Source organism: Mesorhizobium sp. WSM4836 (assembly GCF_055811815.1).
In genome coordinates this window covers 60,977-75,009 of the sequence record NZ_JBVVQF010000009.1, presented here as the reverse complement: position 1 = coordinate 75,009, position 14,033 = coordinate 60,977, and the positions used below count along the sequence as shown (strand labels likewise).

General features: G+C 63.0%; 13 protein-coding genes. 5 read left to right on the top strand and 8 right to left on the bottom strand.

The genetic code is table 11. The features are described 5' to 3' along the window. Positions 1–399: 399 nt before the first annotated feature. On the bottom strand, positions 400–711 hold the full coding sequence (locus AC0L2P_RS13150; protein WP_473501660.1) for a DUF2293 domain-containing protein: 312 nt from the start codon (positions 709–711) through the stop codon (positions 400–402). Further along, positions 708–1,232, bottom strand: coding sequence for a tRNA (N6-threonylcarbamoyladenosine(37)-N6)-methyltransferase TrmO (gene tsaA / locus AC0L2P_RS13145; protein ID WP_473501659.1), 525 nt, complete (start codon positions 1,230–1,232; stop codon positions 708–710). Before tsaA ends, AC0L2P_RS13150 begins: the two co-directional genes overlap by 4 nt. A 142-nt stretch (positions 1,233–1,374) precedes the next feature. Here tsaA and AC0L2P_RS13140 point away from each other — a divergent pair, with 142 nt between their 5' ends. Then, a complete protein-coding gene (locus AC0L2P_RS13140; RefSeq protein WP_352516842.1) occupies positions 1,375–2,397 on the top strand; it encodes an ArsR/SmtB family transcription factor in 1,023 nt (340 codons plus the stop codon). Further along, the gene (gene metF / locus AC0L2P_RS13135) at positions 2,397–3,314 is read left to right on the top strand and encodes a methylenetetrahydrofolate reductase [NAD(P)H] (protein ID WP_473501658.1); all 918 of its coding nucleotides are present in this window, start codon (positions 2,397–2,399) and stop codon (positions 3,312–3,314) included. The genes AC0L2P_RS13140 and metF overlap by 1 nt, the downstream gene beginning before the upstream one ends. A gap of 457 nt (positions 3,315–3,771) precedes the next feature. Here metF and AC0L2P_RS13130 read toward each other — a convergent pair whose 3' ends face one another. After that, on the bottom strand, positions 3,772–4,689 hold the full coding sequence (locus tag AC0L2P_RS13130) for a DMT family transporter (protein ID WP_473501657.1): 918 nt from the start codon (positions 4,687–4,689) through the stop codon (positions 3,772–3,774). Between the two features lie 222 nt (positions 4,690–4,911). On the opposite strand from AC0L2P_RS13130, the gene AC0L2P_RS13125 reads away from it, so the two are divergent. Further along, positions 4,912–6,132, top strand: a complete 1,221-nt coding sequence (locus tag AC0L2P_RS13125; RefSeq protein WP_473501656.1) for an alanine racemase — start codon at positions 4,912–4,914, stop codon at positions 6,130–6,132. Between the two features lie 51 nt (positions 6,133–6,183). On the opposite strand, the gene AC0L2P_RS13120 is transcribed toward AC0L2P_RS13125, so the two are convergent. After that, the gene (locus tag AC0L2P_RS13120; RefSeq protein WP_473501655.1) at positions 6,184–6,915 is read right to left on the bottom strand and encodes an SDR family oxidoreductase; all 732 of its coding nucleotides are present in this window, start codon (positions 6,913–6,915) and stop codon (positions 6,184–6,186) included. A 122-nt stretch (positions 6,916–7,037) separates the two neighbouring features. Here AC0L2P_RS13120 and AC0L2P_RS13115 point away from each other — a divergent pair, with 122 nt between their 5' ends. After that, a complete protein-coding gene (locus AC0L2P_RS13115; RefSeq protein ID WP_473501654.1) occupies positions 7,038–7,934 on the top strand; it encodes a LysR family transcriptional regulator in 897 nt (298 codons plus the stop codon). Between the two features lie 122 nt (positions 7,935–8,056). On the opposite strand, the gene AC0L2P_RS13110 is transcribed toward AC0L2P_RS13115, so the two are convergent. Then, a complete protein-coding gene (locus AC0L2P_RS13110; RefSeq protein WP_473501653.1) occupies positions 8,057–9,229 on the bottom strand; it encodes a lytic murein transglycosylase in 1,173 nt (390 codons plus the stop codon). 80 nt (positions 9,230–9,309) lie between these two features. Beyond that, complete coding sequence (locus AC0L2P_RS13105) at positions 9,310–10,107, bottom strand: glycoside hydrolase family 25 protein (protein ID WP_473501652.1); 798 nt, start codon at positions 10,105–10,107, stop codon at positions 9,310–9,312. A gap of 422 nt (positions 10,108–10,529) precedes the next feature. On the opposite strand from AC0L2P_RS13105, the gene AC0L2P_RS13100 reads away from it, so the two are divergent. Beyond that, positions 10,530–11,909: a serine hydrolase domain-containing protein gene (locus tag AC0L2P_RS13100; RefSeq protein ID WP_473501650.1), complete on the top strand. Its 1,380-nt coding sequence runs from the start codon at positions 10,530–10,532 to the stop codon at positions 11,907–11,909. 146 nt (positions 11,910–12,055) lie between these two features. Here the strand turns inward: AC0L2P_RS13100 and AC0L2P_RS13095 are convergent, their stop codons facing one another. Both AC0L2P_RS13095 and AC0L2P_RS13090 read right to left on the bottom strand, forming a co-directional pair. Next, positions 12,056–12,721: a class I SAM-dependent methyltransferase gene (locus tag AC0L2P_RS13095; protein ID WP_473501649.1), complete on the bottom strand. Its 666-nt coding sequence runs from the start codon at positions 12,719–12,721 to the stop codon at positions 12,056–12,058. Continuing rightward, the gene (locus AC0L2P_RS13090; RefSeq protein ID WP_473501648.1) at positions 12,718–14,016 is read right to left on the bottom strand and encodes a BtaA family protein; all 1,299 of its coding nucleotides are present in this window, start codon (positions 14,014–14,016) and stop codon (positions 12,718–12,720) included. The genes AC0L2P_RS13095 and AC0L2P_RS13090 overlap by 4 nt, the downstream gene beginning before the upstream one ends. Positions 14,017–14,033 lie beyond the last annotated feature (17 nt).

Genomic DNA, 14,033 nt, shown 5'->3' with positions numbered 1-14,033 from the left:
GTTCCCACCCCACCCCACCCCCGCCCGGGGCGGGGGCCCCCCCCCCCCCCCCCCCCACCAACCCGGGGCCCCCCCCCCCCCCCCCCGGGGGGGGGGGGGGGGCGGCCCCGCGCCCGGAGAGGGGCTCTTTCGTAGAGCGCAGTCCCCCTCTCCGTCTCGGCTTCGCCGAGCCACCTCTCCCCACTTTCGTGGGGGCGAGGAACCCCAAGCTGGAATGAAGCCACGATTCTTCGCTGAAGAAGCAATTTTGTTCTTGCTTTGTGCCGGCAGCTATGCTACTAATCTGGGTATGGTGCTAATTGGCTCCAACGACCCGCCCATCGAGGCGGGTTTTTTGGTGCCTGACGTCGGCGGGACAGAGGGGGCGCCGCAGAAGTCGACGCGTGTGCTTGCCATCCTCTACGCCTCATCCTCATCGTCGAGCAAACGGGTGGCGCGCCAGCGGGTTAGCACGATGTTGGTTTGTTCGATGACGAAGAACCGCGCGGAATCGCGATCATAGCCTTCGGCCAGCAGCTTTTCGTAGTCGGTGTGGGCGTGGCGAATATGCGCAATCGTCGCCAGCCAAACGGCAATGCTCGGCGGCAAGGTCTTCATGTGCACGGCGCCGGCATCGGCACGGATCCTTTCCATGTCGGCATAGGGCGCCAGCGGCAGAAGCGCTGTCAGCGCCTTGGCGATGGCGCGGCGGCGCCCGGTCGGGGCGCTCACTGCCCGTCCGATCTGGACGACTCGTCGCGCCCCGCCATGGTCGCCTCGGCGAAGGCATCGGTCGAGGCGAAATAGGGCTTGATGTCGATGACCGGCGTGCCGTCGAGCACGTCGATGGCGTCAAGCTCGACGCGGCCGGTGTCGATGTCGACGGCAACCAGCCTGGCGACATGCAGCCCAATTGGGTTCGGCCTGGCAGGGGAGCGCAGCGAAAAGACGCCTTTCGGCTCCGTGGCATGGCGGGGTTTCTGCACAATCAGTTGCCGCGGCGCATGGTGCAGCCAGGACAGGATGGTGACGTGGCTGGCACGTTCCAACCCAAGCAGGCCATCACGATAATGCGGGTCGATCACGAGAGCCGCCGGCTGTCCCGTCTCCCGCGCGGCCTTCATGTTTTTGGGGCAGGTTTCCCGTGTCGTCCAGGGCGAGGCGATGCGGCCGATGAAGACGACATGGCCATCCGGCGGCATCGTTGCCGGGTCGGTTTCCAGAAGTTTTTCGCCGCTGCGCGTTTCGAACATGGGTCCCGCCTCAATCATTCTTGCGGCCTTGCGCGGTCCGCCACGCATGCGTCATTTTCTTGTCCGGAAGCGACATAGCCCTTGCAAGCCTATCAAAACCGACATAAACATATGTTTATATCTTTTCAAAGAGAATGCTCGCATGCATGTCGCTCTCGACACGATGGTAGATACATTGAAGGCGGCTGCCGAATCCAGCCGGCTGCGCATATTGGCGCTGCTGTCGCGCGGCGATCTGACCGTGTCCGATCTCACCGAAATCCTCGGCCAGTCGCAGCCGCGCGTCTCGCGCCATTTGAAATTGCTGCTGGAGGCCGGGCTGATCGGCCGCTACCAGGAGGGCTCGTGGGCTTTCTTCCGGCTTTCGGATTCCGACTCCTCGCGCGATTTCGTGCTCAGGCTGGTTTCCGGCATCCGCGGCGCCGATCCGCAGGTCGAGCGTGATCTCGAACGGCTGGCCGCGGTCAAGCGCAAGCGGCAGGACCGGGCTGCCGAATATTTCTCGGTAAACGCCGCAAGTTGGGACCATATCCGCTCGCTGCATGTGCCGGACCGCGCCGTCGAAGCAGCACTGGTCAAGCTCGTCGGCAAGCGGCCGTTCCAGTCAATGCTCGATCTCGGCACCGGCACCGGACGGCTGCTCGAGATATTTTCGCCGCTCTATCGGCGCGGTGTCGGCATCGACATGTCGCGCGAGATGCTGACCGTGGCGCGCGCCAATCTCGACAAGGCCGGCGTTTCGAATGCGCAGGTGCGGCAGGGCGATATTTTTGCGCCGCCGGTGGAGCGCGACGCCTTCGATCTCGTTACCATCCATCAGGTGCTGCATTATCTCGACGATCCCGCCCGCGCCATCCGCGAGGCGGCGCGTCTGTTGCGCCCGGCCGGCCGGCTGGTGATCGTCGATTTCGCGCCGCACACGCTGGAGTTCTTGCGCGAGGAGCACGCGCATATGCGCCTCGGCTTTTCCGACCGGCAAATTGGCGACTGGTTTTCCGAGGCCGGCCTCGACCTTGAGGACAGCCAGGAATTTGAGCCGCGCGGCGGCAACGAGGCCAAGCTCACCGTCAAACTCTGGCTCGGCCGCGATCGGCGCATGCTGATTGCCGAGCCTTCCAACGACAGACAACCGGCCAATGCGTATCCGATAGGGGAAACCGCCTGATGAACCAGTTCCGCTTCTCCCGCCGCCCCGATATCGGCGACAAGGTCAGGGTTTCGTTCGAGTTCTTTCCGCCGAAAAACGACGAGATGGAAGCAAGGCTGTGGGACACGGTCACCCGGCTGGAACCGCTCAAGCCGAAATTCGTCTCCGTCACCTATGGCGCCGGTGGTTCGACCCGCGAGCGCACGGCCCGCACCGTCAAGCGTATCCTGAACGAAACGACGCTGACGCCGGCGGCGCACATGACTTGCGTCGACGCGGCGCGTCACGAGGTCGACGCGGTGATCCGGGAGTTCGCCGATATGGGCGTAAAGCGTTTCGTCGCCCTGCGCGGCGATCCGGCCGAGGGCGTCGGCGCGGCCTACCGGCCGCATCCGCAAGGCTATGCCAATGGCGCCGAACTGGTCGATGCGCTGAAGGGCGCCGGCGATTTCGACATATCGGTCTCGGCCTATCCGGAAAAACATCCGGAAAGCCCGGATTTCGCCACCGATTTCGACATGCTGAAGCGCAAGGCCGACAACGGAGCGACGCGGGCGATCACCCAGTTCTTCTTCGACAACGATCTCTATGAGCGCTATGTCGAGCGGGCACGGCGGGCCGGCATCTACATACCGATTGTGCCGGGCATATTGCCGGTGCACAATTTCACTCAGGTCGCCAACTTCTCGGCGCGGTGCGGCGCCTTGGTGCCGGCATGGCTGGCCGAGCGTTTCGATGGGCTGCAGAACGATCCTCAAACGCATGCGCTGGTGGCGTCGGCCGTGGCGGCCGAGCAGGTACTGGACCTTGTCGAACGCGGCGTCGGCGATTTCCACTTCTACACGATGAACCGGGCCGATCTGGTCTTTGCCATCTGCCACATGATCGGCATCAGGTCGCACGAAGTCGAGGCGGCCGGATCCGCCGCAGCCTAAAGCGGCAAGCTCCTTTTTGAAATGTCAAAGATCGGGAATGCAAAAGGCCGGGCAAAATGCCCGGCCTTTTCAATGGTTTGGAGTATCAGGTGCTGGTCTTCCCCCGCTCAGCGGCCTTATGGAAGGACGCCCATAATGAGGGCGCCGATGAATGCAAACGCAGCACAAATCATCAATGCGTTGATCGGCCTCGTCAGTCCCATGTCATAGCCTCCTCTTAAAGAGCTATGGCGAGAGTCTAGGGTCATTTGTGCCACAGGCAAGCAGAAACTTTGCTGCAATGCGACAAGATTGTGGAATTTGCGACCTGCCGTTTGCCGTTAGGCGTTGAAACTCTTGATCAAAAGCCGGCGCGGGACCTGTGAATAATTTGTGGCAAAGCCGGGGCAGTGACGAGAATGGCAGCGCTACCGCGGCAAAATCGAATCGATTTCGAGCAGACATTTGGGAACATGCTTTAGCGCCGTCCAAACAGGCGACCGTCGATGGTGACGAGGCCGAGCGCGATCAGCGCCATGCCGCCCAATTCGAACAGTTCGAGCCGTTCGCCCAGGAACAGGAAGCCGAGCAGGATGGCACTGGCCGGCACGATGAGCGTGACGAGCGAGGCGTTGGTGGCGCCGGCCGAGGCGACAAGGTTGAAATAGAGGATATAGGCGAAAGCGGTCGACAGCAGCGCCAGCGCCAGCACCGCCGCCCACACCGGCGGCGAGGCCGAAAACAGATTGGCGGGGCCATGGGTAAGCAGCACGACCGGGACCATGATGATCGTCGAGCAAGTCAATTGGCCGGTGGCAATGACTGGTGACGGCACACCCTTGAAGCGGCGGGCAATCATCAGCGCAACCGCATAGGAAACCGAGGCACCGATCAGCGCGAATTTCGCCCAGACCGGACCGCCGAGCCCGGCAATCAGCCCGGGACCGATCATCACCGCCGTTCCCGAGATGCCGAGGGCGATGCCGGCAAGCTTGTTCCACGACAGCTTTTCGTCGCTTGTCAGGGCGTTGGCGAGGATCAGTGTCCAGAACGGCGTCGTCGAATTGAGCACCGAGGCGACGCCGGCGCCAAGCTCGGTCTGGCCGGCAAAGATCAGCGAGAAAGGGATGACATTGTTGGCGAGCGCCAGCAGGAAGAACAGGCCGGCATGCGGCAAAGCGAGGCGAAAGGACGGGCCGCGAACCGCAAGATAGAGCTGAAGTGCCGCCGCTGCGATGGTGACGCGGAACAGCACCAGCACCAGCGGCGGAAGTTCTGCCACCGCAATGCGGGCAAAGAAGAACGAACCGCCCCAGATGGCGCTGAGCAGCAGAAGCTGCGCCCAGTCCTTGAGCACCATCGGCCCGCGCATTGTGGTGGTGACGGCTATCGCCATTGGTCGTCCTCCCAGACGAGATGCTTGCTCTTCAGGCGTCTGTTCACGCCATACCCGATCCGGCGGCAAGGGCCACCCGAAACCTGAGCGATGGCCTAGCTCGCTCACAACCGGCGTACAAACGGCGTAGCGCCGCGAAGCCGGGGCGGCGAGACATAGAATTGTTTTCATTAGCCGCTAGCTTGGATTAATTGTGCGCAGCCTCAGTCAAGGGATTCGTCCATGCAGCGATTCGAAAATGCCCGCGAGGCGGCGCTGGCGCTTCGCCCGGACGATCCGATCTATTGCTTCCGCCCGCAGGTGCTGAAGGCGGACGCCAAACAGTTCATGGGCATGTTTCCCGGCAAGACCGCCTATGCGGTCAAGACCAATGGCGAGCAGATCGTGCTCAACGCCCTGGTCGAGGCCGGCGTCAGCGCCTTCGATGTGGCCTCGCCCGGCGAATTCGCCGCCGTGCGCGCCGTCTCGCCGGACGCCGAGATGCTCTACATGCACCCGGTCAAGGCGCAGTCGGACATCAGGCTGGCGCTGGAAAAATACGCCATCCGCGTCATTTCGCTCGATCATGAGGACGAGATCACCAAGCTGACCAGGGTGGTGCGGGCGCTCGACATCGATCCGGGCGCGATCACAGTGTTCGTGCGCATCCAGACGAAAGGCTCGGCGGCCTACGAACTGTCGAAGAAGTTCGGCGCCGGACCGGCCAATGCGGTGGAACTCGCCGAACGGCTGAACCGGACCGGCTATAAGGTCGGGCTATGCTTTCATGTCGGCAGCCAGATCGAGGATCCCGACACCTATGAGCGGGCGCTGGCGTCGGCCGACTGGGTGCGCAACCGCGTCGGCTTCGACATTGCCGGGCTCGACGTCGGCGGCGGCTTTCCCGCCGAATACGGTCATGATCCAAACAGCCGCAAACCGGACATGCCATCGCTCGGCCAGATCATGTCGCGATTATCGGGCGACCTCCAGGAGTACCAGTTCGACCAGATGCCGCTGGTGGCCGAGCCCGGCCGGGTGATCGTGGCACGCTGCCTGTCGCTGATCGTGCGCGTGCTGCTGCGCAAGGGCAAAAGGCTCTACATTAATGATGGCATCTGGGCGTCGCTGTCGGATTCATGGACCGGCAAGATCACGCTGCCGGCGCGCTTCATCCCTGATCCGGCGATCCGCTCGCGCAACGGCGAGGACAAGACCATCGTGCCGTTCAAGGTCTGCGGCGCGACCTGCGATTCCGTCGATATATTGTCGCGGCCGTTCTGGCTGCCGGAAACCGTCGATACCGGCGACTGGATCGAGATCGGCCATATCGGCGCCTATTCGCTGTCGCTCCGGACACGGTTCAACGGCTTCTATCCCGACACCTTCGTCGAGGTGGCGACGCCATTCGACGAAGGCGATGCCCCGCAGGGGTTTGCCAGCCTGGAGACGATGGCGGATTAGTGAAGAGTGGAATAGTGAATAGAAGCAGCTCACTACTCACTACTCCACTAGTCACGCTACTCCGCCGCCTGCCTTGATATTCTCGCCGGTCAGCCAGCGAGCTTCGTCCGAAGCGAGGAAAACCGCGACGTCGGCGACGTCGCGCGGCGTTCCGATCCTGCCGAAGGGCGACATGCCGGCGGCCACGGTCCGGTCCCGCTCCGGAAGCAGGTCGGTGTCGGTGAAGCCTGGCGAAAGCGCATTCACGGTAACGGCGCGCGGGCCGAGTTCGCGCGAGAGAACGCGGACGAACTGCTCGACGGCTCCCTTGCTGCCGAGATAAAGCGCCGTCTGCGTGAAGAACATCTTCGTTCCACCGGTGGAGACGGCAATGATGCGCCCACCGTCGCGAACGCGGCGCGCGGCTTCCTGAAGCGTGAAGAAGGTACCCTTGGCATTGGCGCCGAAGACATGATCGAAGTCCGCTTCTGTGGCCTCGACGAGCGGCTTCATGACGGCGACACCGACATTGGCGACGACGATGTCGATCGGCCCCATCTGCCTTTCGGTTTCGTCGAACAGCTTGCGAATGTCGGGGACGCTGGAGACATCCGCCTGCATGGCGATGGCTTTGCCGCCATTCCCTTCAATGGCGGCAACGACTTCCCGGGCTGCCTTCTCGTTGCCGACATAGTTGACGACCACGGCAGCACCCTTGGCTGCGAGCCCCTCCGCGACGGCGCGTCCGATGCCGCGCGAACTGCCGGTCACAAGTGCGGTCTTGCCTTCGAGTGCACGATGCATGGCTGTTCCTTCGTCTGACTGCGGCCGCCTCGATCGAGCGGCGTTCCAGGGAAAGCTAGGGCCATGCTATTGCTCAGAAAATAGCCTATTATTTAAATGACTTGTTAGGCCTGAGGTACATAATGAGAGGAACCGAGTTTTCCGAACTCACGGCATTTGCAGCAATCATCGAAGAGGGAAGCTTTGTCCGCGCCGCGGCCAAGCTCAGGATTTCGCCTCCAGCACTCAGCCAGACGATACGCGGGCTGGAAGAGCGTCTCGGTGTCCGCCTGCTTAACCGCACCACGCGCAGCATGTCGCCGACCGCCGAGGGCGAGAAGCTGTTTGCCCGCATCGCATCGGCATTCAGCGAATTGGAAGGGGCCGTCGCGGATGCTCATGCATCACGCGGCCGGCCGGCAGGCTCGCTGCGCATCAACGTTCCGCGCATTGCCGCCACGCGTTTCATCGCGCCCATCCTCGGCGATTTCCGCCGCGCCTATCCCGACATCGCCCTCACGATCATTGTCGACGACATGCTCACCGACATCGTCGAGGGCCGCTTCGATGCCGGAATCAGATTGGGTGAGCGGCTGCACAAGGACATGGTGGCGGTGAAACTCAGCGAGGAACTCGAGATGGCCGCCGTGGCGGCGCCGAGCTATCTGGAGCATCATCCGATGCCCCGTCGTCACCCCGCGGACCTGCATCAGCACCAGTGCATCAATTTCCAGTGGCCGAGCGGCGGCAATCTCTATCGATGGGAGTTCGCCCGAGGCCAACGTGCCTTGGAAGTGGCCGTCAGCGGCGGCCTGACGGTCAACGATACGGACCTGATGATCGGGGCGGTTCTGGATGGGGTCGGCGTGGCGTACATGCTGGAATATCAGGTCCGGCCGTGGATCGAGGCGGGAAGGCTCATCCGTTTTCTCGAAGCCTGGTCGCCGAGATTTCCGGGTTTTTATCTATATCACGCGAGTTCCCGGCAGGTTCCCCCGCCGCTGCGAGCGTTCATCGATTTCCTGCTGGCGAGGCGGTGATGTGAAATAGTGAATAGTGAATAGTGAATAGTGAATAGTGAATAGTGAATAGTAGTAGCTCTGGTGTTCTGTGCGGCTCCGGTGCTATTCTTTTCCCCATTCCCCATTCCCTACTCACCACCTCACAGCCTCGCCAGCAGCTCCGGCGTCGGCCAGCCGTCGACCGGCAAGCCCAGCCGCATCTGCTCCTTTCGGATTGCTTCGCGGGTGTTGGTGCCCAGGATGCCGTCAACGGTGCCGACGTCATAGCCTCTCGCCTCGAGCTTGGTCTGCAGCGCCTTCATCTGGTCGGCATTGAGGCCGGGTTCGGGGTCGCGCGGATCGAATCGCGGCGCGCCCCCAAGCCGGGCGGCAAGATTTGCCGCGGTCAGGGCATAGGTGAAGGACTGGTTCCATTCGAGATAGACGTCGAAATTGTCGTAGGCCAGGAAGGCTGGCCCGTTGCGACCCATGGGCAGCGCCAGGCCGGCCTTCAGGCCGTTGTCGAGAAGCGGTGTGCCGTCGGGCCTGGTAACGCCCCATTGGGCCCACTGCGTCAACGGCAGCTTGTTGGTGCGCCCCGTCTGCTCCCACGGCAAATCCTCGGGCACACGGACTTCCTCGATCCAGGGCTGGTCGCGCTTCCAGCCGCGCGACTGGATCTTGCTGGCCGTGCTCATGATCACATCAGCCGCGCTGCCGCGCAGGTCGACCAGGCCGTCGCCGTCGCCGTCGACGCCGTGACCGAGATAGTCGGAAGGTAACATCTGCGTCTGGCCGATCTCGCCGGCCCAGGCACCGGTGACGTCGGCCGGCACCACGCCGCGATCGATCAACATCAGCAGCGGCACGATCTGCGGCCGGAACAGCTGCGGGCGGCGGCAGTCATGCGAGAGGCTCACCAGCGCGTTCAGCGTATGAAAATCGCCCTGCACGGCGCCAAAATCGGTTTCCAGGGCCCAGAAAGCGGAAATGACCGGCGCCTGCACGCCGAATTCGCGGTCGGCGCGGGCAAAGACCTCGGCATATTTTTGCAGATTGGCCGCACCTTGCTTCAGTCGATGCGACGAGATCATGCGGTTCGAGAATTCGATGAAGGTCTGGGTGAAGACGCCCTGGGCGCGGTCGCGTGCCAATGCCTTCTCATCGAGAGTGGCGTTTTCCAGCGCATCAAGGCCGGCAGCGCCGACCCCGGCCGCCCTGGCCTCCGCCGCCATGCCGTGCTTCCATGCCTCGAAATCGCCGCCGCATTGCTGTGCCGCGGCCGGGACGGCGGTCAGCAGCAGCGCCGCGAGAATTCCAAAGCGCAATCGCATCGCTATCCTTCCAAGAAGATTACCGGCGGTTGCAGGCATTCGTCATTGGCTGTGTCGAAAAGCAGGCGACAGGCCCGGTGTCAACGGGTGTTCTGCCGCAGCCACTTCTTCCAGGCGGCTTCGGAGCCGTTGAAGACGCTGATGTCGGCGTTTCCGGCCATGCCCGGCACGACACCCGTTCCGGTATACTGCCAGAAGGTGAAGGGATGGCTGCCGTATTTCTGGCGCGGATGCCCGGCGACGGAACGCAGCCAGTAGGGGTAGCCGCGGAAACCCGATAAACCATTATCTTCGAAGAAGTCGACCGACGTGTAGATGATCGGCTTCTTGCCGTAGTGTTTTTCGACGATTTCGAGGAATGTGCTCATCTCGCTGCGTACCGTGGCGGGATCGGGCCGCAGCTTGCAGGTCGGCGATTTCGGGTTCCATTCCATGTCGAGAACCGGCGGCATGGCCGAGCTGTCTCTGGGCACGTTCTGGATGAACCAGCGCGCCTGGGTAGCGGCCGGCGTGCAAAAGTAGAAGAAGTGATAGGCGGCGCGAGGGATGCCTGAGGCTTTGGTGCGGCTCCAATGCTCGTTGAAAGCTTCATCGAACCGGTCTCCGCCCTCGGTTGCCTTGATGAAGGCGAAGGAGATGCCGCTGGCCCTGGCCGCCGGCCAGTCGATTGATGTCTGGTATTTGGAGACGTCGGTGCCGTGGACGGCATAGCTCCACGGTGCGCCGCTGTCCCATTCATGCGGGTCGGAATCGGCAAAACGCGGCGCGCGTACCGCAACCGTCGGGGCGCTGGATGACGACAGCGATGGCGTCAGATCCTCGACCGTGGAGCAGCCACCAAGCAGCGTCAGCGTGATGAGAACCGCGAAACGGCGCATCGCTACTTCCCGAGCCGGTTTCAGCCGGCCGCTGATGGGTCTTTCCGCGGGTGGCCCCTCGACCGGGCGCAGCGTGTCTGAAACCGACCTACGCGATGCGCCTTGATCTTCGTTTCATGCGTTCCCAAACCGTTGCGCGGTTTGGGATGCATGCATTCAAGCCCCGCCGGACGGTCACCCCACAGGATCGCCCGGTCTGTCCCAAGCGCGTCGCTTCGACGCGCTTGGCTCATTTATCTGTGCATGTCGTTGTCCCAAAACCGCTGCGCACGCTCGGAAGGGCATGCTTTTGGGCGACATGCATCTGTGATCGCCGATGATGGTTGATATTCGGTTGACGGCGCTCGACAAGAGCCGCGATTTTGCCGAAACAATGGCGGCAAATCGATGACATAGATAGAGCGCGCCGGGGGGAACTCGAAATGCAGATCCTTTTGAAGTTCGTCAAATGGCTGCTCGGCCTGGCTGTGCTGGCCGCCGCGATACTCGCCGCCTGGCTGTTTTTCGCGCCGCCGGAACTGATCCGCGTCGGTTCCGGCTATGCGGCCAAGATCGTCTGTTCGAACGTCTTCATCGCAGGCCGAGACGCCGACGACGTGCTTGCCGTCGATGTTCAGGCGCCGGGTCATCCGCTGCTGAAGCTGATGAGGGTGTCGGTCGACAAGGAGAAAGCAACGGTTTCGGCGGGCCTGTTCGGCGTGCTCGGCAAGAGTGTCGCGGTTGCGCGCGACGGGCTCGGCTGCGCCTCGGTTCCGGACGGCGATATTGCCGCCGCCAAGGTCATCGCGGGAGCTGCACCGACGCCGGCGCCGCTGCCCGATACGATCTGGGCGGAAGGCGACGATGTCGGTGCCTCGCAGGATCCTGAGGTCGCGAAGATCCTCGACGATCCAGCAATGACCGGCGCCGGGATGCGGGCGGTGGTGGTGGTCAAGAACGGCCGCATCGTCGCAGAGCGCTATGGCGACGGCTTTTCCGAAAAGACGCCGCTGTTGGGCTGGTCGATGACCAAGACGGTGAATGCGGCGATCATCGGCACGCTGGTGAAGGACGGCAAGCTGGCGATGACCAACCAGGGCCTGTTCGGTCCCTGGAAGCGAGATGGGCGCGCCATGATCAGCCTCGCCGACATGATGGCGATGTCGAGCGGGCTGGAATTTAACGAGGATTATGGCGACGTCGCCGACGTAACGCGGATGCTCTATCTCGAACCGGACATGGCGGACTTTGCCGGGTCCAAGCCGCTGACCGGCGAGGTCGGCAAGGCGTTTTCCTATTCGAGCGGCACGGCGATGATGCTGTCTCGATTGTGGCAGGACGCGATCGGCGACAAGGACAAGGCGCTGGCCTGGCCGAGGACCGCGCTGTTCGATCCGCTCGGCATGCACAGCGCGGTGCTTGAAGCCGACGAGCACGGCACCTTCGTCGGCTCATCCTATCTCTATGCCACGGCACGCGACTGGGCGCGCTTCGGCCAGTTCCTGTTGCAGGGGGGCGTCTGGAACGGCAAGGAGATCCTGCCCGCCGGCTTCGTCGACTGGATGACAGAACCGGCAACTGCCTCGAAGGTCTACGGCAGGGGACAATTATGGATAGAAGGGCCCGGCGACGAAGAAAACCCCGGCGCCGGCATTGCCGCCGGCCTGCCCAAGGACACCTACTGGATGGAGGGGCATGACGGACAAACGGTCGCCATCGTCCCTTCGGAGCGACTGGTTGTGGTGCGGCTCGGACTGACGCCGGCCAGGCTCGGCTACCGGCCGCAGGCTATGGTGGCGGCGCTGGTCAAGGCGCTGCATTAGGCTGTATCAATATCTAGGTGATGCCGGCCTGCAAACGGCGGTTTCCTGCGCTTCCGGTGCTCACGTACTCAAAAGTTACGCTCCGCTCCGGTTCTCGGAACCCACCGTTTTCGACTCGGCCTGACCTGAATCTCGATACATCCTGGCTATCGACCTGGGCCGATCACGGCCAGCCACGCATAGCCGCGATAAAGCGTTTGGAAACGGAAGCTTGCGCCAACTCTTGCAGATTCCGAATCCAGAACCGCGCGCAACGATTGACGCGGCTCGACATGGAATTTTTTCAGCCAGCCGCGCAGCAGCATGCGGAACCAGCCAGGCAGGGCCTCCTGCTGGCCAAAATCGACGATATGCAGCGAGCCGCCGGGCGACAGGGCTGCAAGTGCGGCTGATACCGTCTTCTCCCAGCCGGGGATCATCGACAGCGAATACGAGACAAAGACGCGGTCGAAACTTTCGACGCCGAACAGCGCCTTTGCGTCGAAATCAGTGGCGTCGCCGCGCGCCAGGGTGACGCCGCCCGACAGGCCCTCACGGGCAAGGGCGGCGGTGGCCGTCTCCAGCATCTCGGCCGAAATATCGAGGCCGAAGAAGCGAGCGCCGGGATAGCGGCGGGCGGCGAGGATGATGTTTCGGCCGGTGCCGCAGCCGAGCTCGAGCACGGTGCCGCCGGCCGGCACATCCAGGCCGGCGATAAGCCGGTCGCGGCCGAGCAAATAATATTTGCGGGTCAGGTCATAGATATGACGCTGCCAGCGGTAGACGCCGTCCATTAGTTCGGCATGGCTGGCCGGCAACTCGGTCGCGCTCATGCGTCCTGCTTCACGTAGAGATGGAAGCCGCCATAGATGGCCGAGCGGTCGCGGGCCGAAAACTCGCGCGAGGCGTCGTTCTCGTAGCGCCACTGGTCGAGCAGCGAATTCGAGACGCGGCCGGGCAACAGGCTCGGTTCAGCCGCGGTGCGGAAGATGACGCGGGCGCCGGTGGAGGCGGTTCGGGTGATCTCGGCCCACAACCCGTTAAGCTGGTCGTCGGTCATCCAGTCCTGTGCATCGAGCAGCACGAAGCGATCGACGGAACCGGCATCCTTGCCGCCAAGGAACTCGATCAGATTGGCGTGGTGGATGGCGACGCGATCGACATTGTTGCGGATCGTCTTGTAGTTGCGCTTTTCGAGATAGGCGGGCAGGGCGGCCTCGCCCGGATTAGGGTAGCGGCGGGCAAAAGCCTGCCAGGCGAAATAGTTGGTCTTCAGCGGAAAATCGCAGGCGAGCTTTTCCAGCCGGGCCTTCAGGACGCTGGCCATGGTGCCGTCACCCGAGGTGATCAGCGAATCGTACTGGGCCGGCGGAATGCCGAGGCCGAACAGCGAGGCTTTTCGCGAGGTCGCCCATTTCAGCAGCGGTTTTTCGAAGACCGGCGCCAGCTCTTCGTCGAAGAAGCGGCGCTGATCGGCGATGCTCTTGGCGTCCATGATGCCGGCCGGGTCGACGCCGAAGACTTTTGCGGTGCGGTGGCCCATGGCGATGAACAGGCCGAGCAGGCCGGTCTGGTAGAAATTGCGGTCGAAGACGGCGATGCGGCGACGGCCGCGCCAGTTGCGGCGCTCCCAATAATTCCGGCTGACCGGGTCGAGATGCGGTGCGATGAAGCGATCGTAGGCCTGCGAGTTGTGCCCGGTCTCAGCCGCGCCGAAGAAACGGAACAAATCGCCCTGCGACGGCAGGTGACGGACGGCTTCGACCTTCATGCGGTTCAGCGCGATGTGGGCAGCGTTGAGGTCGACGGCATCGATCCTTTCCGGCGACCGGGTGAGATAGGCGAGGATGTTGCAGCCACCGGAGGCGATGGTGACGATACGGTGGCCCGTCCCGAGCTGCATCGCGTCCATGTCGATTTCGGGGTCTTCCCAGATCTGCGGATAGACGAGGCCGGAGAACAGAAAGGCAAAGAGCCGCTCGGAGATGCCGGCCTTCGACAGCGGGCGGTTCTGGTAGACGGCCTTGCCGACTTCCTTGCCGCGGCGAAAAACCAGTTCCCCAGAAATGTCCGTCATGGCAAGGCGATTCCCCGTTTGCTTTGCCGCAAGCGGGTAGCGCAGGGTCATGACAGGCCAGTGACAGC

Coding starts and splice junctions, on each gene's coding strand:
- AC0L2P_RS13125 (WP_473501656.1), top strand. CDS start 4,912: ATGCAGCGATTCGAAAATGCCCGCGAGGCGGCGCTGGCGCTTCGCCCG.
- AC0L2P_RS13120 (WP_473501655.1), bottom strand. CDS start 6,915: ATGCATCGTGCACTCGAAGGCAAGACCGCACTTGTGACCGGCAGTTCG.
- metF (WP_473501658.1), top strand. CDS start 2,397: ATGAACCAGTTCCGCTTCTCCCGCCGCCCCGATATCGGCGACAAGGTC.
- tsaA (WP_473501659.1), bottom strand. CDS start 1,232: ATGTTCGAAACGCGCAGCGGCGAAAAACTTCTGGAAACCGACCCGGCA.
- AC0L2P_RS13115 (WP_473501654.1), top strand. CDS start 7,038: ATGAGAGGAACCGAGTTTTCCGAACTCACGGCATTTGCAGCAATCATC.
- AC0L2P_RS13140 (WP_352516842.1), top strand. CDS start 1,375: ATGCATGTCGCTCTCGACACGATGGTAGATACATTGAAGGCGGCTGCC.
- AC0L2P_RS13100 (WP_473501650.1), top strand. CDS start 10,530: ATGCAGATCCTTTTGAAGTTCGTCAAATGGCTGCTCGGCCTGGCTGTG.
- AC0L2P_RS13105 (WP_473501652.1), bottom strand. CDS start 10,107: ATGCGCCGTTTCGCGGTTCTCATCACGCTGACGCTGCTTGGTGGCTGC.
- AC0L2P_RS13090 (WP_473501648.1), bottom strand. CDS start 14,016: ATGACCCTGCGCTACCCGCTTGCGGCAAAGCAAACGGGGAATCGCCTT.
- AC0L2P_RS13130 (WP_473501657.1), bottom strand. CDS start 4,689: ATGGCGATAGCCGTCACCACCACAATGCGCGGGCCGATGGTGCTCAAG.
- AC0L2P_RS13095 (WP_473501649.1), bottom strand. CDS start 12,721: ATGAGCGCGACCGAGTTGCCGGCCAGCCATGCCGAACTAATGGACGGC.
- AC0L2P_RS13110 (WP_473501653.1), bottom strand. CDS start 9,229: ATGCGATTGCGCTTTGGAATTCTCGCGGCGCTGCTGCTGACCGCCGTC.